Source organism: Pseudomonas sp. PDM32, assembly GCF_019219225.1.
GTDB classification, from domain to species: Bacteria; Pseudomonadota; Gammaproteobacteria; order Pseudomonadales; family Pseudomonadaceae; genus Aquipseudomonas; species Aquipseudomonas laurylsulfatiphila.
Genome location: NZ_JAHUWE010000016.1, coordinates 1 through 18,514 on the forward strand (window position 1 = coordinate 1; position 18,514 = coordinate 18,514).

The window sequence follows — 18,514 nt, forward strand, 5'->3', positions numbered from 1 at the left end:
GGCCAGGGCTTCGCCGGCTTCTTTGCCGAAGCCTTGCACGATGTTCAGCACGCCCGGTGGCAGCAGGTCGCCGATCAGTTCGACCAGCACGGTGATGCCCAGCGGGGTTTGCTCGGCGGGTTTGAGCGCCACGCAGTTACCGGCAGCCAGGGCCGGGGCGAGTTTCCAGGCGGCCATCAGGATCGGGAAGTTCCACGGGATGATCTGCCCGACCACGCCGAGGGGTTCATGGATGTGATAGGCCACGGTGTTGCCGTCGATTTCGGCAGCGCTGCCTTCCTGGGCGCGGATGCAGCCGGCGAAGTAGCGGAAGTGGTCGGCGGCCAGTGGGATGTCGGCGTTGAGGGTTTCGCGCACGGCCTTGCCGTTGTCCCAGGATTCGGTGATTGCCAGCAGTTCGAGGTTCTGTTCGATGCGGTCGGCGATTTTCAGCAGCACCAGCGAGCGCGCCTGGGCGGACGTGGCGCCCCAGGCATCGGCGGCTGCGTGGGCAGCGTCCAGGGCCTTGTCGATGTCTTCGGCCGTGGAGCGGGGGAATTCGGCAATCGGTTGGCCATTCACTGGCGAGGTATTGGTGAAGTACTGACCTTTGACAGGCGCGACGAACTCGCCGCCGATGTAGTTACCGTATTTGGCTTTGAACGAAACGATAGCGCCTTCAGTACCGGGGTGAGCGTAACGCATGGTGGTCTCTCCTTGCTTTTGTGCTTATAGGGAGTCGCGCATGTGCGCTTGCTATAAGCGTAGAGCAAGGGGCGGGCCAGCGCGTTGCAGCTCAGGCAAATCAAGGCCTTGCGCATTTTTTGTCGGACGGATGGAGTGCGCCTGTGACGCTTTCGGTACAGCTGGCGTGACACTTTGTACCGTTTCTGGCGCAGCGTGTGACTGAGCGGTCTTGCCAGCATTGCAATGCAGGCCCGGCTGGAGGATGCTCGGGCAATCACAAGGACTGACGCTGCATCACCCCTGTAGGAGCTGCCGCAGGCTGCGATCTTTTGATCTTGAAAAAATCAAAGTCAAAAGATCGCAGCCTGCGGCAGCTCCTACAGGGAGCGTGTAAACCTTTCGGGGGGAGAACAATAAGAAATGCACGACAACCATTTGAGTCGCCATGCCCAGCAGGTTCTGACCGTCACTCAGGGCAAGGCCCACTTGCATGGCCCTGGCAGTGATCCGTCCATCGCCCGCTCCTGGCTGCGCTGCCTTGAGGACTATCACCTCGACCCGGCCCTGAGCATTGCACCAACGGTGCTGGAGCATGGGCGTGTCCTCGAAAGCCGCGAACGCTTGCAGCAAGTGCTGCACATCGCTGGCAATGAAATGACCAGCCTGCACCAGCAACTCTCCGGTGCCGGCCATGCAGTGCTGCTGACCGACGCCCGCGGCGTGATCCTCAATTGCGTCACCGCGCCTGCCGAACGACAGATTTTCGAGCGTGCCGGGCTCTGGCTCGGTGCCGACTGGAGCGAGGCCTGCGAAGGCACAAACGGTATCGGAACCTGCCTGGTGGAGCGTCAGTCGCTGACCATCCATCAGGACGAACACTTTCGCGGCCGCCACACCGGCCTGACCTGCTCGGCGAGCCCGGTCTTCGATCCCCATGGCGAATTGCTGGCGGTGCTCGACGTGTCGTCGGCGCGGCGCGATGTGTCGCGGCAAAGCCAGTTCCACACCATGGCGCTGGTCAATCTGTCGGCGAAGATGATCGAGAGCTGTTACTTCCTGCGCTGCTTCGACAATCAATGGTTGCTGCGTTTTCACTTGCAGGCCGAGTCCGTCGGTTTGTTCAGCGAAGGGTTGCTGGCGTTCGACGGAGAAGGGCGCATCAGCGCGGTCAATCAGAGTGCGCTGAACCTGCTGGGACACATTCGCGGCGGCTTGCTGGGTAAGTCGGTGGAAGCGTTTTTCGATTGCTCTCTCGATGAGTTGCTGGGGCGGGCGAGTATCAATGCCGCGGCCAGTTGGCCATTGCGTACCCGTGATGGTCGCAAGTTGTTCGCGGTATTGCGCGGCGAGGCGCGGCGGTCACTGCCGATTCCGATGGAGCCTGCTCCCAAGGCCGCACCTGCACCGCGCCTGTCGGGCATTTGCCTGGATGATGTGGCCTTGCAGGCGGATTTTCGCAAGGCCTTGCGCGTCTACGAGCGCGACGTGCCGCTGCTGATCAACGGCGAAACCGGGTCCGGCAAGGAGGCCTTCGCCAAAGCGGTGCACCACGCCAGCCAGCGGGCGGAAAAAGCCTTCGTCGCCCTCAATTGCGCGGCCATTCCCGAGAGCCTGATCGAAAGCGAGCTGTTCGGTTACCGTGGCGGCAGCTTCACCGGCGCACGCAAGGAAGGCATGCGTGGCAAGTTGCAACAGGCCGACGGCGGGACCTTGTTCCTTGATGAAATCGGTGACATGCCACTGGCCCTGCAGACGCGATTGCTGAGGGTGCTTGAGGACCGGCAGGTGGTGCCGATCGGTGGCGAGCCGGAAGCGGTTAACGTGCGGATCATCAGTGCCACCCACCGTAATTTACTGGATCGCGTGCAGGACGGCAGTTTCCGCGAGGATTTGTATTACCGCCTCAACGGGCTGGAAGTCGCGTTGCCGGCTTTGCGTGATCGCAGTGACAAATCGCAGTTGCTCGATTTTTTACTGGCCGAAGAGGCGCACGGAGAATCGGTGTTGATTGACGGGCCGGCACGCGAGGCTTTGTTGGGATTTGCCTGGCCAGGCAACGTGCGCCAGTTGCGAAATGTGTTGCGTACTCTGGCAGCCCTGTGTGAGGACGGACGGATCGGTCTGGACGATTTGCCGGCCATGATTCGTTCGGCCAGGCCGGCGATGGCGCCGGCTGTCGAGGAGCCATCGGAGCATCCGCTGGAGGATGCTGAGCGGCTGGCGTTACTCAGTGCGCTGGAGCAGACGCGCTGGCATATGACGCATACGGCGGAGCAGTTGGGGGTCAGTCGAAATACCCTCTACCGGAAGCTGCGTAAACACGGTATTGCCCGGTAAACCGGGTCGCGGCTATTCGCGAGCAAGCCCGCCCCCACAGGGTCTATGGGGTCTTTGTGGGAGCGAGCCTGCTCGCGAAGGCGTCTTCAGATCTGAAACATCAGGTGCGATTTTCCCTACCCTACGCTAACCTGCGGCCATGTTTTAAGAGGTCGACTAATGCACATTCATATTCTTGGTATCTGCGGCACTTTCATGGGGTCAATGGCGGTTCTGGCCAAAGAACTGGGCCATCACGTGACGGGCTCCGATGCCAACGTCTATCCGCCGATGAGTACTCAGCTGCAAGCCCAGGGCATCGAGTTGACACAAGGCTATGACCCGGCGCAACTCGATCCGGCTCCTGATCTGGTGGTGATCGGCAACGCCATGTCCCGGGGCAACCCGGCGGTGGAGTACGTGCTGAACAAAGGCCTGCCGTACGTGTCCGGCCCTCAATGGCTGGCGGATCACGTGCTGCAAGGTCGTTGGGTGCTGGCCGTTGCCGGTACGCACGGCAAAACCACCACCAGCAGCATGCTGGCCTGGGTGCTGGAGCATGCAGGCATGGCCCCGGGCTTCCTGATCGGCGGCGTACCGCAAAACTTCTCGGTGTCCGCGCGCCTGGGTGATACTCCCTTCTTCGTCATCGAAGCCGACGAGTACGACAGTGCGTTCTTCGACAAGCGCTCCAAGTTCGTACATTACCGCCCGCGCACCGCAATCCTGAACAACCTTGAGTTCGATCACGCGGACATCTTCCCGGACCTGCCGGCCATCGAGCGGCAGTTCCATCACCTGGTGCGGACCATCCCGAGTGAAGGGCTGGTGATTCATCCGACCACTGAGCCGGCGTTGCAGCGCGTTATCGAGATGGGCTGCTGGACGCCGGTGCAAACCACCGGTGCTGGCGGTCAGTGGCAGGTGAAACTGCTCAGTGAAGATGGTTCGAAGTTCGAAGTGATGTTCGAAGGCGTCACCCAGGGTGTGGTCGAATGGGACATGACTGGCCAGCACAACGTCGCCAATGCATTGGCCACTTTGGCCGCTGCGCGCCACGTCGGCGTGGTGCCATCCATGGGTATTGCCGCATTGAGGGCATTCAAGAGTGTGAAACGCCGGATGGAGAAAGTCGCGGAAGTCCGTGGCATCACCATCTATGACGACTTCGCTCACCACCCGACCGCCATCGCCACCACGCTGGACGGCCTGCGCAAGCGCATCGCCGATGCACCCTTGATCGCGATCATCGAGCCACGCTCCAACTCTATGAAGCTTGGCGCGCACCGTGACGGATTGCCGGAAAGCGTGGTCGATGCCGATCAGGTGATTTGGTACGCACCCGCCAACCTCGGCTGGGACCTGGCGGGCACTGCGGCACTGTGCACTGTGCCGTCGATTGTCAGCGATTCCCTTGAGGGCATCATCGATCGTGTGAAGAGCCAGGCCCAACCCGGCACTCACGTGGTCATCATGAGCAACGGCGGCTTCGGCGGCCTTCACGGCAAGTTGGCCGAGGCACTCAAATGAACAACGGCCCGGATCGCATCACCCTGGCGATGACCGGCGCTTCAGGCGCCCAGTACGGTTTACGCCTGCTCGACTGCCTTGTGCGGGAAGATCGTGAAGTACACTTCCTGATTTCCAGGGCTGCGCAGTTGGTGATGGCGACCGAAACCGACGTCACTCTGCCATCCAAACCGCAGATGATGCAGGCGTTTCTCACTGAATATACGGGGGCCGTCGCCGGGCAGATTCGGGTGTACGGCAGGGAAGACTGGATGTCGCCGGTGGCCTCGGGTTCCGGCGCGCCAGCGGCGATGGTGGTGGTGCCGTGTTCCACTGGCACCTTGTCGGCGATCGCTAGCGGCGCTTGTAACAACCTGATCGAGCGTGCCGCGGATGTGACGCTCAAAGAGCGTCGCCAGCTGATTATTGTGCCTCGCGAGGCGCCGTATTCGAGCATTCACCTGGAGCACATGCTCAAGTTGTCGAACATGGGCGTGACAATCCTGCCGGCATCACCGGGCTTTTATCATCAACCGCAAACCATCGACGACCTGATCGATTTCGTCGTGGCACGGATCCTTAACCTGCTGAATATTCCACAGGACATGCTGCCGCGTTGGGGCGAGCATCATCTGACCAGCGATGAGTAAGTTGCTGGTGATGGTGCTGGCACTGCAATTGGCCGGGTGCGCCACGGTGCGCACCCTCGATGCGGGCAAGCCGGGGGCGCCGGTGGTGTACGCCGGGACACGGCTGGATTTGTATGCGATGAATGGCGGTTGTTGCGCGATGGACCGTTTCGGCGCGCAAGCGCCGAGCTATCCGGGCGTTGATCTGCCGGCCAGTGCGTTGCTCGACACACTGCTGTTGCCGTTGTCGGTGTTGACGGTGATCGGGGTGAGTTTTCAGGCAACGGGTGGGTTGTAAGGGCGCGTTGTGGCGAGGGTGCTTGCCCCCGTTTGGGCTGCGGAGCAGCCCCAAAACTGGCCATCTCCATTTTTCTGATACACCGCGAGTTCCATATTTACGACTGCTACGCAGTCGAACGGGGGCAAGCCCCCTCGCCACAGGGTCCGCGGATTACTTGCCGAGTTTGCGCAACTCATCCGACTCGACAATCCGCACGCCATCCTGCTCTTCGAGCGCAAGACGCCACATGGCGCGGGCCAGTTGGCAGGCTTCGATGCCGTGGTATTTACCGGGGATCAGGCGTGACAAGGGGCCGGCGACTTTCTCCGCCAGGCGCGGCTCAATGCGATCACCCAACAACAGCGAAGGGCGGCAAATAGTCAGCTGCGGCCAGTTTTGCGCGCGCAATGCGTACTCCATCTCGCCTTTGACCCGGTTGTAGAAAATCGAGGATCGGCGATCGGCTCCCAGGGCACTGATCACGATCAGGTGCCGTGCGCCCATCTCCCGTGCGCGCTTGGCGAATGCCACCACCATGTCCAGGTCCACTGCGCGAAACGCCTGCTCCGAGCCGGCTTGCTTGATCGTGGTGCCCAGGCAGCAATAGGCGATATCGACCCGCCCGTTCAGTTGTGGCAGGAACGCCGTCGGGTCGCCGACCGGGTTTTCCAGGTGCGGGTGTTTGGCCAGTGGCCGGCGCGAGGGGGCCAATACCCGAGTAATCGTTGGCTCGCTGAGCAAGCGATCGAGCAGGTGTTCACCCGTCAAACCGGTGGCTCCGGCGAGCAGCACGTGCTGAGGCGTCAAGTACATAGTGTTTCTCCCTTGATACTGTTCAGCTTAGTTGCTGTTTGCATCCTTGCTTTGCATGGATGCACTTTGCAACGCTTTTCGTGCCTGTTGTTTGCGCAATAGCTGCCAGTGCGAGAGGACGGTTTTCGGTGCCCATATCTGTGGTTCGGATGCTTCGAAGCCGTCCGCCAGCTCACGCTCGGCGACAGTGGCCTTGGCCTGTTTGAAGGCTTGTTCCAGATCATCGGTCTGGTTCAGGGCCTGGACGAACAGGGCATCGCCGAAGTAGGTAAAGTTGGCCTCCTCCGAGCAGCCGAAGGAGACGCGGTCAGCCCGCGAGGCCGTCATGATCAGGGTCCGTTCATCCTTGAGTGCGGGAATAAAACCGCCGGAGTAGCAGGACGAAATCACGATGACCTTGTCGCGGTTTTTCAGCGGGGCGAGAACAGCGGCCAATTCGTCGGCTGGCAGATCGGCCAGTTCCATGCGCGGCTGGTCCAGTACCAGTTCGTGTTCGCTGGTGCCATGGCTGGTCAGGTAGATGAAAATCAGGTCTTCCGGACCGCTGCGTTCGGCCAGTGCCAGGGCCGCGCGACGCAGGTTCTCCCGGGTAGCCATCGGGCGGTCGGCGAGGTGATCACGATGGTTCACCAGGCGGATCTGGCCGAAGGCGCCGAAACGGGTGGAGAGCATATTGGCGACGTAGTCGGATTCGCGCAGAAACACGCTTTGCTTGCCATCACCGCCCAGGGTCAATGAATACAGCTCCACTGCAGGGGTGGAGGGCGGAATGTTGGCCAGCGCAGCGTCGAGCAAGCGCCCCTGTGCCAACAGACCGAGCTCGAGCGTGTCAGGCAAAAGTTTGCCCTCGGCGTCGCGCACGCGCTGGCCATTGATCCAGGTGCCGCTGAGCACGGTGCCATCGGTCAGCACCAGCGTGCCACGCCCTTGGTAACTGTCGTTGTCGAACTGGCCGGTATAAAAGCTGCCGTCGGCGAGGTTCAGCCGGCCCTGGCCGGAAAAGCGCCAGTCGTTGAAGTGGCCGATGTAGTGGCTGCCGTCAGTGCCGATCAACTCGCCCTTGCCGTTCAGCGAGCCTTCCTTGAACTGGCCCAGCCACACATCGCCGTCGGCGTTTTCGTAGCGGCCTTTGCCGTGCAGTTGATTGTTCTTGAAGCTGCCGACATAGATGTCGCCATCGGCACTGTTGAACGTGCCGTTGCCTTCCAGCTGGCCGTCGACAAAGTGCCCGGTGAACTGATTGCCGTTGCCGTCACCGCGCTGGCCTTCGCCGTTGGGTTTGCCGTGGGCGAATTGGCCCTGATAGGAGCTGCCGTCTTCGAGTTCGAGGCGACCCAGGCCAGCGTATTGATCGGCCTTGAATTCACCGCGGTAACTCATGCCGTTTTCTTTGAGCGTGCCTTCTCCGTCGCGACGGCCAGCCTTGAAGCCGCCACTGTAGCTGTTGGCGTTGGTGGTCAGTGCTCCCTGACCGTCGAACAGTCCCTGATTGAACTGCCCGCGATAGACTTCACCATTGCTGCCATGCCATTCACCCTGGCCCTGCCACTGGCCTTTGTCGAATTCGCCGGCGTACCAACTGCCGTTCGGGTAGTCGATGCGACCCTTGCCTTGCAGCAAGCCATTGACCAGGTCACCGCGATAGCGTCCGCCGTCCGGCAGGCGTGCGTCGGGGGGCAAAGGTGATTCGCCGTCGCCGCAAGCGGTGAGCATCAGGGTCAAGGCAAGGAGTGCAAGTGGGCGCATAGCGGATTCCGGGCAATTAGGCGAGGGAGTATGCCGCAGCCATGTGTCCTTATATAGGGCGAGGTACCGCAAGAGGGCGCGAAACAGCAGGAGCTGCTTCGCATCCCGGAAGGTTTACACGAAGCACAGGGACAGGGGTTCGGCGATATACGCCGGCTTGTCCGAGCCTTCAATTTCCAGGGTGGTGGTGGCCTTGAGCAGCCATTGGCCGGGTTTCTTCTCGATGACTTCGGTCAGGTCGACCTTCAGCCGCACCCGCGAATTGACCTTGACCGGCTGGATGAAGCGCACGCTGTCGAGGCCGTAGTTGACCACCATCTTCAGGCCTTGGGGCATGACGAGGATGTCTTCCATCAACTTCGGAATCAGCGACAACGACAGAAAGCCGTGAGCGATAGTGCTGCCAAATGGCGTTTGCGCGGCCTTGACCGGGTCGACGTGGATGAACTGAAAATCCCCTGTGGCTTCGGCGAACAGGTTGATGCGGTCCTGATCGATGGTGAGCCATTCGGAACGTCCAAGTTCCTTGCCGACATAATCTTTGAGCTCTGCAACTGGAACATAGGGCATTGAGACTCTCCTTGGGTTCATCGGTTTTATAGTTTTGAGTTGGGGGGATTTGACCTCCCGGCTTACCACTTTAGATCAACATGGCTGAACGTCGCGGTCAACTGGCCATGCTTTTGGCGAATGCCGGTCTATAGCGCGAGCATGCTTATAATGCCAAGCCAATGCGGGTGACGGATTTTGCGGGAGATCTTTGATGTTGTTACGGGGCCTGACGTGGCTGGTGCTTTTCCAATTGCTCGGCACGGCGATCAATCATTTGTTTCTGCCTGTGCTGCCGGGGCCGATTGTGGGGTTGCTGCTGTTGCTGGTGTACCTCATCTGCCGGGGACAGGTCGGCGAGCCACTGAATTTGGCGGCCGGCAGTCTGCTGCGCTACCTGCCTCTGCTGCTGGTGCCGCCGGCCGTGGGCGTGATGGTGTATGCCGCTGACATCGCGGCGGACTTCTGGGCCATCGTCGGTGCGCTGGTGTTGTCGCTGTTGCTTTCGATGGCCTTCGCCGGGGTGCTGATGCAGCGCATGGTCAAGCGCCATGCGCACTCCGAGGACAACCCATGATCTTCGACTGGCACGGCGCCTGGGCCTCGGTGATTCACCATCCATTATTCGGCATCGGTATCACCCTCGGCGCCTATCAACTCGTCCTTGCGGCATTCGAGAAAACCCGCTGGATCTTTTTGCAGCCGGTGCTGGTCTCCATGTTGCTGGTGATCGGTGTGCTGGTGGGTTGCGGCCTGACTTACGCCGAGTACCGCAAGAGCACCGAGATCCTGAGCATCCTGCTCGGTCCGGCCACTGTTGCGCTGGCGGTGCCGCTTTATCTGAACCTGCGACGGATTCGGCAGTTGTTCTGGCCGATATTTACTACGCTGGTGATAGGCGGGGTGGTGGCCACGGGTATGGGCGTGTTGTTGGGCTGGTGGTTCGGTGCCGAGCACATGATCCTGATGACCATGGCACCGAAGTCGGTGACGTCGCCGATTGCGATGCTGGTGGCCGAACAGATCGGTGGGGTCGCGGCGCTGGCAGCGGTGTTCGTCCTGATTACCGGGGTGATTGGGGCGATTTTCGGCCCGGCCCTGTTGACTCGCCTCGGTGTGCACAGCCCGGAAGCCAGGGGTATGGCACTGGGCATGACGGCCCACGCGGTCGGTACGTCGGTGGCACTGCAGGAAAGTGAAGAGTGCGGCGCCTTCGCGGCGCTGGCGATGAGCCTGATGGGTGTGGCCACGGCGGTTTTCCTGCCGCTGGCGGTGTCGATGGTCGTGTAAGGAAATGTTTATGAGTCTGCCGCTTTTTCCGTTGAACACAGTGCTGTTCCCAGGTTGCATCCTCGACTTGCAGATCTTCGAAGCGCGCTATCTGGACATGATCGGCCGCTGCATGAAGCAGGGTGGCGGGTTCGGCGTGGTGTGCATCCTCGATGGTGAGGAAGTCGGAATCGCCCCGGCCGGCTACGCGTTGGTGGGCTGTGAGGCGCTGATCACCGATTTCAAACAGCAGGACAACGGCCTGCTGGGGATTCGGGTCCAGGGCGGTCGGCGCTTTCACGTTTTGCGTACCGAAGTGCAGCGGGATCAGTTGACCGTCGCCGAGGTCGAGTGGCTGGAAGACGAGCCGGAGCAACCGCTGCAGGATGAGGATGCCGACCTGGTGGCGTTGCTCAAGGCCCTGGCGGAGCACCCGATGGTCGAAGCCTTGAACATGGGCACGGAAGCGACCGGGCAACAGTCACTGGCCAATCAGTTGGCGTACCTGTTGCCTTTCGCCGAACTGGACAAGATTGACCTGTTGCAACTTGATGATCCGCAACAACGATTGGATGCGATTCAGGCATTGTTGGACGAATTGCAGGGTGAGTTGTTTGCCTGATTAATTATGGAAAGTCGGCGCTTGTTCGGTTGAGTGCTGTTATTTGGTTTGTTCTTGAATTTGTTGGTCGGTTGTTTTTGCGGTGGTCGGTTTGTTTTGTGGGTCTTTGTATTGACTTATAATAAGTTATGGATGGGGTTTGTGTTGATTGATAAAGTTGAGGTGGTTATATTTGCTTCGCCTGCATGAGGCAGGTATTGCATATATAAGGGAATATTTGATGAAAGATTTAACTGACGATGAGCGTGCGTTGTGGGGTTTTTGCTTTACTCGGTCCATGTTGCGGTATATTAACGGAAACACACCGGGTGGCGAAGTTGAGTTTGCGGCGGATTCGGCGGTGAGTGTGGCGACTGCGCTGATCCTGGCGCGACGTTCGCCTTCGAATGTTGCACGCGATAGTTTTGAGCAGCGGCTCTGGGATGATTATGCCGGGGAGGCAATGGTCAAGTTTACTGAGATTCGTTGGAAACTTGAAAACAATATTGCCCTTGCTGGCAAAATTGCAAAGCAAATCGAAGTGGGTTTAATGACGTATCGTGCTGTTGATGGCGAGAACTTGCCAAGTTTCCCGATCGGCGGCTAAGACTCAATGTAATCTGTCAGGTTGGGCTGTTACTTGATGTCGGTGCGCTTCCTGATATCACTGCTGTGATAGGGTTGTCCGCCCAGAAGTTGTTTGCCTGGCATTATTGAAAAGATCGCAGCCTTTGGTCGCTTCTACAGAGTGAATGCTCATACAGGTGCGACTGAGGGCTGGGATCTTTTGCTTTATCTAGTACGCATATCGCAACATCGTATGCGGCAAATGCCGCAACACGAAGAACCCGAACAATGCTACCAAGGCTGGGAGCACCAGCCACCAGACCTTGGGCGGCAAGGCGTTGAGCGGTTCCTTGCGCTGGATCAGCCACAGGCTGGCCGCACAGACACACGCCGCCAGCATTGCGCCAGCCAATACATCTGTCGGCCAATGCGCACCGAGGTATACCCGCGACAGCGCAATAGCCGTCGCTGGCAGGCATCCCACTAATAACCAGGTCAGGCGCATCCGGGGCGGTTGCCCGCGGCCGGCCAGAACGGCGAGGGTGAGGAACAGCGCGAAAGACCCTGACGCGTGGCCGCTGGGCATGCTGTAGCTGGTGAGCGGGTCGCTCAACACTTCGGGGCGCAAGCGGGCGAAAAAGTACTTGGTCGCGGTATTGGCCAGTGCCGTGAAGAGCAGTGTGCTGCCCGCGAAAATCGCGTGCCGCCATTGACGCGTCAGCAACAGCAAACCGGTCAGCAGCGCACTGAACAACAACATGTTGCGGAATTCGCCGATCAGCGTGAAGACCACCGCCACTTCATCCAGCAACGGTTTACGATGCTCCTGCACCAGCGTCATCACGCCTTGATCGAGTGCGGACAGGTGCGAATATCCGATAAACAACCCCGCCAGAATCAAAAGACTCATCCCGGTAATGAACAGCGTCGCGCGACGATGCCGGCGCAGGCTGCTGGTCGCGCTCAAGCCGATCATCAGAGCAATGCTGCCGACAACAACCCCGGCCTGGAACCAGAAGCCTTCGGGCAACGGCAAGCGGATTGCTGCGCCCGTGGCCCAGCCGGGCATCAGATAAGCCACCGACCACCCCGCACCGGCCAACAGGCTGACAGCGAAGAAGCGCGGGAAAGGCATGTCGCACATTCCGGCCACCATCGGCAGCATTGGCCGCAGGGGGCCGATAAAGCGCCCAACCAGCAGGCTGGCGATGCCGTAGCGCTGGAAATATGACTCGGCCCCGGCGATCCATTCCGGATGATGGCGCAAGCCCGGCAGGCGCCGGATGTTCTGATGGAAGTGCCGCCCCAGAAAATACGAAACGACGTCACCCAGCACACCGGCGATGAAACCCAGCGAGAGCGTCTCACTGAGTGTCAGTGCACCACTGCCTGCCAGTACCGCCACGGCAAACAACAACACCGTGCCGGGAACGATCAGCCCGGCAATCGCCAGGCATTCCACAAAGGCTACGATGAATACCGCTGCTGCCAGCCATTGCGGGTTGACCGCCAACCATCCGGTCACGCTATCGAGCCATGGGCCCATAAAAACCACTCCATCAAATGTTCAATTGCTTCCAGGGGGTATGTGCAACTTTGAATACGCCACTAACCCCTGTGGGAGTGGGCTTGCCCGCGAATGGGGCCTTTCAGTCAAAATTGACGTCGCCTGACACTTCGCCTTCGCGGGCAAGCCCGCTCCCACAGAGGGTTCTATTTGCATCAAGTCTGAGTCAATTTCAGGACAGTACAAAATAATCGCGACCTTCGACTTGCCCCCGACGTAGCGGATTGCGCGTGCAGTAAGCCGCGTAGGCTCCGTCGACGAAACGGTACATCAGGTGTTCATCGCGTCCGTGGGGGATGCCCAGTCGTGTAGTCTGGATGATATGGGCGGGCGTCTGGCCGACATGTTCCACCAGCAGCACTTCATGGTCGAAGCGTTTGGCGTCCCACACCGGCACTTTCAGGCCCAGCGCCTTGCAGAGCAGGGTTTGCCCGGCGCAGAGCTTTTGCGATGGGCGAGGGTGGCCTTGGGCATCGGGATTGTTCAACAGCATCTGTGCCAGGCTGGCCGGCCCGCTCAGTTCATCGACCCACGGATAGGCGGACTTGATCAGCACGGCGTTGCCGGGCCCTTGGGCGCTGAAATTGAGTGAATCGCCGCCCCGGGCGTAATACATATAGATGTGGCCGCCATCCAGAAACAAAGCCTTACGCTTTTCTGTGTAGCCGAGGGACGCGTGGCTGCCTTTTTCCGCGCAGTAATAGGCTTCGGTCTCGATGATCCGGGCGCTGAGCCACAGGTCGCCCACTCGATGGCGAATGACTTTGCCCAGTAAGTCCCGGGCCAGAATTTGTGCGTCACGGTCGAAAAACGCATCCGGGAGGGCCGCGGGCAGGCTCATGGCGGACGCTCGAACAGTCAGGTTGGACATGATGGCCGGCATTTGTCAGGGCTGAATGAGTCGTGATGATAACAATTTGCAGCTTAATCCCGGCTGAACGTCGGCAAATACCCCTCCATTTCGACCATCCGCCCGTCACCGCTGTTAGTCCCGGGACGCGACAGCTATAATCTGCCGCTTTACTCTTTACCAAGACCTTATCAAAGACCACGCCAGACCATGACTGAGTCCGTTCTTGACTACATGACCCGCCTGGGTCGCGCTGCCCGCGAAGCCTCCCGCGTGATCGGCCGTGCCAGCACCGCGCAGAAAAACCGCGCCCTGCAGGCCGCCGCCAATGCGCTGGATGTGGCTCGCGCCGAGCTAACGGCGGCCAATGAGCTGGATTTGGCCGCCGGTCGCGCCAATGGTCTGGAACCGGCCCTCCTTGAGCGTCTGGCGCTGACCCCGGCGCGTATCGACGGCATGATCGTCGGCCTGCGCCAGGTGGCGGCCCTGCCGGACCCGGTCGGCGCGATCCGCGACATGAGTTTCCGTCCGTCCGGTATTCAGGTTGGCAAGATGCGCGTGCCACTGGGCGTGATCGGAATCATCTACGAGTCTCGACCGAACGTGACCATCGATGCCGCCAGCCTGTGCCTGAAGTCCGGCAACGCGACCATCCTGCGTGGCGGTTCCGAGGCCATTCATTCCAATCGTGCCATCGCCGCCTGCATCCAGCGCGGCCTGGCCGAGGCCGATCTGCCGGCCGCGGTGGTGCAAGTGGTCGAAACCACGGATCGCGCTGCCGTCGGCGCGCTGATCACCATGCCTGAATACGTCGATGTCATCGTGCCCCGCGGCGGCCGTGGCCTGATCGAACGCGTCAGCCGTGACGCCCGCGTACCGGTGATCAAGCATCTGGACGGTATCTGCCACGTTTACGTGAGTGAACACGCCGACCTGGCCAAGGCCCAGCGCATCGCGTTCAACGCCAAGACTTACCGTTATGGCATCTGCGGTGCCATGGAAACGCTGCTGGTGGATCAAACCGTCGCCAAGGATTTCCTGCCGGCGATGGCCGCCCAGTTCCGCGAAAAAGGCGTCGAGCTGCGCGGTTGCGAGCGTACCCGGGCGATCATCGATGCCGTACCGGCCACCGAGGAAGACTGGAGCACCGAGTATCTGGCGCCGATTCTGTCGATCCGCGTGGTCGACGGCCTGGAGCAGGCCATCGAGCACATCAACCATTACGGCTCTCACCACACCGATTCGATTGTCAGCGAACACCAGGGCGACACCCGGCGTTTCGTGGCTGAAGTCGATTCGTCGTCGGTGATGATCAACACCCCGACATGCTTCGCCGATGGCTTCGAATACGGATTGGGTGCCGAGATCGGCATTTCTACTGATAAGCTGCACGCCCGTGGCCCGGTGGGCCTCGAAGGACTGACCTGCGAGAAGTACATCGTGGTCGGCGACGGGCAGCTGCGCGGACAGGAGCCGGTCTGACTTGGGCGACATCGACCCGTCAGCCCCGGTCACCGTCAGCGAGCCAATGCCTCGCCGCATTGGCGTGCTGGGCGGAACGTTTGACCCGGTGCACATCGGCCATTTGCGCGGTGCACTGGAAGTCGCCGAAACCCTGGCACTCGATGAGCTGCGCCTGACACCCAGTGCCAGGCCGCCCCATCGGGACACGCCGCAGGTGTCGGCAAAAGACCGTCTGGCGATGGTCGAGTGCGCGGTGGCCGGTGTGGCGCCGTTGGTGGTGGACGCCCGCGAATTGCAGCGGGACAAACCGTCCTACACCATTGATACCCTGGAACTGATGCGCGCCGAGCTGGCCGTGTCCGACCAGGTTTTTCTGCTTTTGGGCTGGGACGCTTTTTGCGGCCTGCCCACTTGGCACCGCTGGGAAGAGTTGCTCCAGCATTGCCATATCCTGGTGTTGCAACGCCCGGATGCCGACAGCGAACCGCCGGATGCCTTGCGCAACCTGCTGGCAGCGCGCTCGGTGAGCGACCCGCTGGCCCTCAAAGGGCCGAGCGGACAGATTGCATTCGTCTGGCAGACACCGCTCGCGGTATCCGCCACCCAGATCCGTCAACTGCTGGCCAGCGGTAAGTCGGTACGTTACCTGGTGCCCGACGCGGTCCTGGCCTACATCGATGCGCACGGACTCTACCGTGCGTCGAACTGAATAGGAGTGCCTCAAGGCACGTGGCAACAACGTGTATTGAAGCGCCCGAACAAACGAGCAAAACGAGTTTTATATGACGAGCAACAACGAAAGCAAAGTAAAACGCAAAGGCACATTCAAGAGCGCCCCGCTGCCGGAAAAGGTCCTCGCCGCCGAGCCGCCTAAGGGCGACGAGCTGGTCAAGATCGCCGTAGCCGCCCTGGAAGACGTCAAGGCCCAGGACGTGCTGGTGATTGATGTTCGCGACAAGCAGAGCATCACTGACTACATGATCATCGCCACCGGTACCTCCAACCGCCAGATCGGCGCGATGCTGGACAAGGTTCGCGAGGCTGTCAAAGCCCTGGGCATCAAGCCGCTGGGTGAAGAAGGCAAGGGCGACAGTGATTGGGTGCTGCTGGACATGGACGACGTGATCGTTCACATGATGACCTCCAACGCCCGTCAGTTCTACGACCTGGAGCGTTTGTGGAAAGGTGCCGAGCAGAGCCGTGCGGCCGATGGCAAGCACCACAGCCCTGAAGTTGGTCACGAGCACTTCAACAAGCTCAACAAAGACCAGGAATAAGGGATCGCTGTGCGACTGCGACTGATCGCCGTCGGTTCACGTATGCCCAAGTGGGTGGAAGAAGGCTGGCATGAATATGCCAAGCGTCTTCCGTCCGAGTTGGCGCTGGAACTGGTGGAAATACCGCTCAATACCCGTGGCAAGAACGCCGACGTGGCCCGTTTCATCCGTCAGGAAGGCGAAGCCATGCTGGCCAAGGTCGGGCCGAACGAGCGCGTTGTCACCCTCGAAGTCCATGGCAAACCCTGGAGCACCGAGCAGCTGGCGGTCGAACTCGATCGTTGGCGGCTGGATTCGCGCACCGTCAACTTCATGGTCGGCGGCCCCGAAGGGCTGGCGCCGGAAGTCTGTGCCCGGGCTGACCAGCGCTGGTCGTTGTCGCCGCTGACCTTGCCGCACCCGCTGGTGCGGATTCTGATCGGCGAACAGTTGTACCGTGCCTGGACCGTGCTGTCCGGTCACCCATACCACAAGTAGTTTTGCGCTCCCATGACCCAGCCGATCCGCATCAAGGACCACGAAAAAGACGCCCGTCTGGTGCGTGGCCGCGTCGTGTTCGGGGCCATTGCAGTGGTGGCGCTGATTGGCGTGCTGATCGCGCGCCTGTATTTCCTGCAGGTGATCCAGTACGAGTACCACTCGACCCTGTCGGAAAACAACCGCGTCCATGTGCAGCCGATTCCGCCAACCCGTGGCTTGATTTTCGACCGCAATGGCGTGGTGATCGCCGATAACCGGCCCAGTTTCAGCCTGAGCATGACCCGCGAGCGGTCCGGCGACTGGCAGCAAGTGCTCGACGTGATCGTCGAAGTACTGGAACTGACGCCTGAGGACCGGGTGGTCTTCGAGAAGCGCATGCGCCAGGGACGTAGGCCGTTCGAGCCGGTGCCGATCCTGTTCGAGCTGACCGAAGAGCAGATCGCGCGGATCGCGGTGAACCAGTTCCGCCTGCCCGGGGTAGAAGTGGTCGCGCAATTGGTTCGCCACTATCCCCAGGGCGCGCACTTCGCGCACTCCGTGGGTTACATGGGGCGGATCAACGAGAAAGAGCTCAAGACGCTGGACCCGGTCAGCTACAGCGGCACCCATCAGATCGGCAAAACCGGCATCGAGCGTTTCTACGAGCCGGAACTGCACGGTCAGGTGGGTTACGAGGAAGTCGAGACCAATGCTCGGGGCCGCGTATTGCGTGTGCTCAAACGTACCGAACCGGTTTCCGGCAAGGACATCGTCCTGAGCCTGGACATCAAATTGCAGGAAGCCGCCGAAGCCGCGCTCGGCGGTCGTCGTGGTGCGGTGGTGGCCCTGAACCCGAAAACCGGCGAGGTGCTGGCAATGGTCAGTCAGCCGAGTTTCGATCCGAACCTGTTCGTCACCGGCATCAGCTCCAAGGCCTATTCCGAGTTGCGCGATTCCATCGACCGGCCGCTGTTCAACCGCGTACTGCGCGGTCTGTACCCGCCGGGTTCGACCATCAAGCCAGCGGTGGCGATTGCCGGCCTGGATTCCGGCGTGGTGACGGCGTCGACCCGTGTGTTCGACCCCGGTTACTACATGCTGCCCAACTACGACCACAAGTACCGCAACTGGAACCGTACCGGCGACGGCTTTGTTGATCTCGACACGGCGATCATGCGTTCCAACGACACCTACTTCTACGACCTGGCCCACAAGCTGGGAATCGATCGGTTGTCGTCGTACCTGAGCAAGTTCGGCATCGGCCAGAAGGTGTCTCTGGACATGTTCGAGGAATCGCCGGGTCTGATGCCGACCCGCGAATGGAAGCGAGCGACCCGCCGCCAGGCGTGGTTCCCGGGGGAAACGCTGATCCTCGGGATCGGCCAGGGCTACATGCAGTCGACCCCGCTGCAATTGGCCCAGGCCACGGCGCTGGTCGCCAACAAAGGCATCTGGAACCGTCCGCACCTGGCCAAGACCATCGAAGGCGAGAAACCGGTGGATGAGAACCCGATGCCGGACATCATCCTGCGCGACCCTTCTGACTGGACCAAGGTCAACCACGGCATGCAGCAGGTCATGCACGGCGCCCGCGGTACGGCGCGCAAGGCTTCGATCGGTGCGCAATACCGGATTGCCGGCAAGAGTGGTACGGCCCAGGTGGTCGCGATCAAACAGGGCGAGAAATACGACCGCTCCAAGGTTCAGGAACGCCATCGAGACCACGCCTTGTTCGTTGGCTTCGCGCCGGCGGACGACCCGCAAATCGTGGTGTCGGTGATGGTCGAGAACGGTGAGTCCGGCTCCGGCGTCGCAGCTCCCGTGGTGCGTCAGGTGATGGACGCCTGGCTGCTGGACCAGGACGGCCGCCTCAAAGCCGAATACGCCACCCCTACCAGCGCGGAGGCCACGGCCCGTGATGAATAATTTTGATCGCATGCTCTCCAGTGAGG

At 60.7% G+C, this 18,514-nt stretch carries 19 protein-coding genes; 13 read left to right on the forward strand and 6 right to left on the reverse strand.

Features of this window, described 5'->3' with window-relative positions:
* On the reverse strand, positions 1–684 hold a 684-nt coding region (locus KW846_RS25820), incomplete at its 3' end, for an aldehyde dehydrogenase family protein (RefSeq protein WP_218485990.1).
* A gap of 402 nt (positions 685–1,086) precedes the next feature.
* Between KW846_RS25820 and KW846_RS25825 the strand changes: the two genes are divergently transcribed.
* From KW846_RS25825 to KW846_RS25840, 4 genes are all read left to right on the forward strand, one after another.
* On the forward strand, positions 1,087–3,003 hold the full coding sequence (locus KW846_RS25825) for a sigma-54-dependent Fis family transcriptional regulator (RefSeq protein WP_218485991.1): 1,917 nt from the start codon (positions 1,087–1,089) through the stop codon (positions 3,001–3,003).
* A gap of 159 nt (positions 3,004–3,162) precedes the next feature.
* Positions 3,163–4,512 (forward strand): UDP-N-acetylmuramate:L-alanyl-gamma-D-glutamyl-meso-diaminopimelate ligase, encoded by a 1,350-nt coding sequence (gene mpl, locus KW846_RS25830; RefSeq protein WP_218485992.1) that lies wholly within the window; start codon positions 3,163–3,165, stop codon positions 4,510–4,512.
* Entirely contained in the window at positions 4,509–5,141 is a 633-nt protein-coding gene (ubiX, locus tag KW846_RS25835) for a flavin prenyltransferase UbiX (RefSeq protein WP_007979725.1), read from the forward strand. The genes mpl and ubiX overlap by 4 nt, the downstream gene beginning before the upstream one ends.
* Entirely contained in the window at positions 5,134–5,418 is a 285-nt protein-coding gene (locus tag KW846_RS25840) for a YceK/YidQ family lipoprotein (RefSeq protein ID WP_218485993.1), read from the forward strand. The genes ubiX and KW846_RS25840 overlap by 8 nt, the downstream gene beginning before the upstream one ends.
* A gap of 153 nt (positions 5,419–5,571) precedes the next feature.
* Here KW846_RS25840 and KW846_RS25845 read toward each other — a convergent pair whose 3' ends face one another.
* The 3 genes from KW846_RS25845 to KW846_RS25855 all read right to left on the reverse strand — a co-directional run bounded on the left by KW846_RS25845 (position 5,572) and on the right by KW846_RS25855 (position 8,529).
* The gene (locus tag KW846_RS25845; protein ID WP_218485994.1) at positions 5,572–6,213 is read right to left on the reverse strand and encodes an oxidoreductase; all 642 of its coding nucleotides are present in this window, start codon (positions 6,211–6,213) and stop codon (positions 5,572–5,574) included.
* A 27-nt stretch (positions 6,214–6,240) separates the two neighbouring features.
* On the reverse strand, positions 6,241–7,959 hold the full coding sequence (locus KW846_RS25850; RefSeq protein WP_218485995.1) for a C13 family peptidase: 1,719 nt from the start codon (positions 7,957–7,959) through the stop codon (positions 6,241–6,243).
* A gap of 114 nt (positions 7,960–8,073) precedes the next feature.
* Positions 8,074–8,529 (reverse strand): MaoC family dehydratase, encoded by a 456-nt coding sequence (locus KW846_RS25855; protein ID WP_007979717.1) that lies wholly within the window; start codon positions 8,527–8,529, stop codon positions 8,074–8,076.
* 193 nt (positions 8,530–8,722) lie between these two features.
* Here KW846_RS25855 and KW846_RS25860 point away from each other — a divergent pair, with 193 nt between their 5' ends.
* The 4 genes from KW846_RS25860 (at position 8,723) to KW846_RS25875 (ending at position 10,985) form a co-directional block, all read left to right on the forward strand.
* Complete coding sequence (locus tag KW846_RS25860) at positions 8,723–9,085, forward strand: CidA/LrgA family protein (protein WP_218485996.1); 363 nt, start codon at positions 8,723–8,725, stop codon at positions 9,083–9,085.
* Positions 9,082–9,798, forward strand: coding sequence for an LrgB family protein (locus KW846_RS25865; RefSeq protein WP_007975911.1), 717 nt, complete (start codon positions 9,082–9,084; stop codon positions 9,796–9,798). Before KW846_RS25860 ends, KW846_RS25865 begins: the two co-directional genes overlap by 4 nt.
* A gap of 10 nt (positions 9,799–9,808) precedes the next feature.
* Positions 9,809–10,399, forward strand: a complete 591-nt coding sequence (locus KW846_RS25870) for an LON peptidase substrate-binding domain-containing protein (protein ID WP_007998442.1) — start codon at positions 9,809–9,811, stop codon at positions 10,397–10,399.
* 220 nt (positions 10,400–10,619) lie between these two features.
* Positions 10,620–10,985 (forward strand): hypothetical protein, encoded by a 366-nt coding sequence (locus tag KW846_RS25875; RefSeq protein ID WP_218485997.1) that lies wholly within the window; start codon positions 10,620–10,622, stop codon positions 10,983–10,985.
* A 189-nt stretch (positions 10,986–11,174) separates the two neighbouring features.
* Here the strand turns inward: KW846_RS25875 and KW846_RS25880 are convergent, their stop codons facing one another.
* A complete protein-coding gene (locus KW846_RS25880) occupies positions 11,175–12,491 on the reverse strand; it encodes a bifunctional DedA family/phosphatase PAP2 family protein (protein WP_218485998.1) in 1,317 nt (438 codons plus the stop codon).
* Between the two features lie 193 nt (positions 12,492–12,684).
* A complete protein-coding gene (locus KW846_RS25885) occupies positions 12,685–13,383 on the reverse strand; it encodes a DNA-3-methyladenine glycosylase (protein ID WP_256356868.1) in 699 nt (232 codons plus the stop codon).
* A gap of 189 nt (positions 13,384–13,572) precedes the next feature.
* Here KW846_RS25885 and KW846_RS25890 point away from each other — a divergent pair, with 189 nt between their 5' ends.
* The 5 genes from KW846_RS25890 to mrdA all read left to right on the forward strand — a co-directional run bounded on the left by KW846_RS25890 (position 13,573) and on the right by mrdA (position 18,488).
* Positions 13,573–14,844 (forward strand): glutamate-5-semialdehyde dehydrogenase, encoded by a 1,272-nt coding sequence (locus tag KW846_RS25890; protein ID WP_218486000.1) that lies wholly within the window; start codon positions 13,573–13,575, stop codon positions 14,842–14,844.
* 46 nt (positions 14,845–14,890) lie between these two features.
* On the forward strand, positions 14,891–15,535 hold the full coding sequence (gene nadD / locus KW846_RS25895; protein ID WP_218486080.1) for a nicotinate-nucleotide adenylyltransferase: 645 nt from the start codon (positions 14,891–14,893) through the stop codon (positions 15,533–15,535).
* A 73-nt stretch (positions 15,536–15,608) separates the two neighbouring features.
* Positions 15,609–16,103 carry a ribosome silencing factor gene (gene rsfS, locus KW846_RS25900; protein ID WP_007975896.1) on the forward strand — a complete coding sequence of 165 codons (495 nt, stop codon included), beginning with the start codon at positions 15,609–15,611 and terminating at the stop codon, positions 16,101–16,103.
* A gap of 9 nt (positions 16,104–16,112) precedes the next feature.
* Positions 16,113–16,580 (forward strand): 23S rRNA (pseudouridine(1915)-N(3))-methyltransferase RlmH, encoded by a 468-nt coding sequence (rlmH, locus tag KW846_RS25905; protein WP_007937439.1) that lies wholly within the window; start codon positions 16,113–16,115, stop codon positions 16,578–16,580.
* 12 nt (positions 16,581–16,592) lie between these two features.
* Positions 16,593–18,488 carry a penicillin-binding protein 2 gene (mrdA, locus tag KW846_RS25910; protein WP_218486001.1) on the forward strand — a complete coding sequence of 632 codons (1,896 nt, stop codon included), beginning with the start codon at positions 16,593–16,595 and terminating at the stop codon, positions 18,486–18,488.
* Positions 18,489–18,514: the final 26 nt, after the last annotated feature.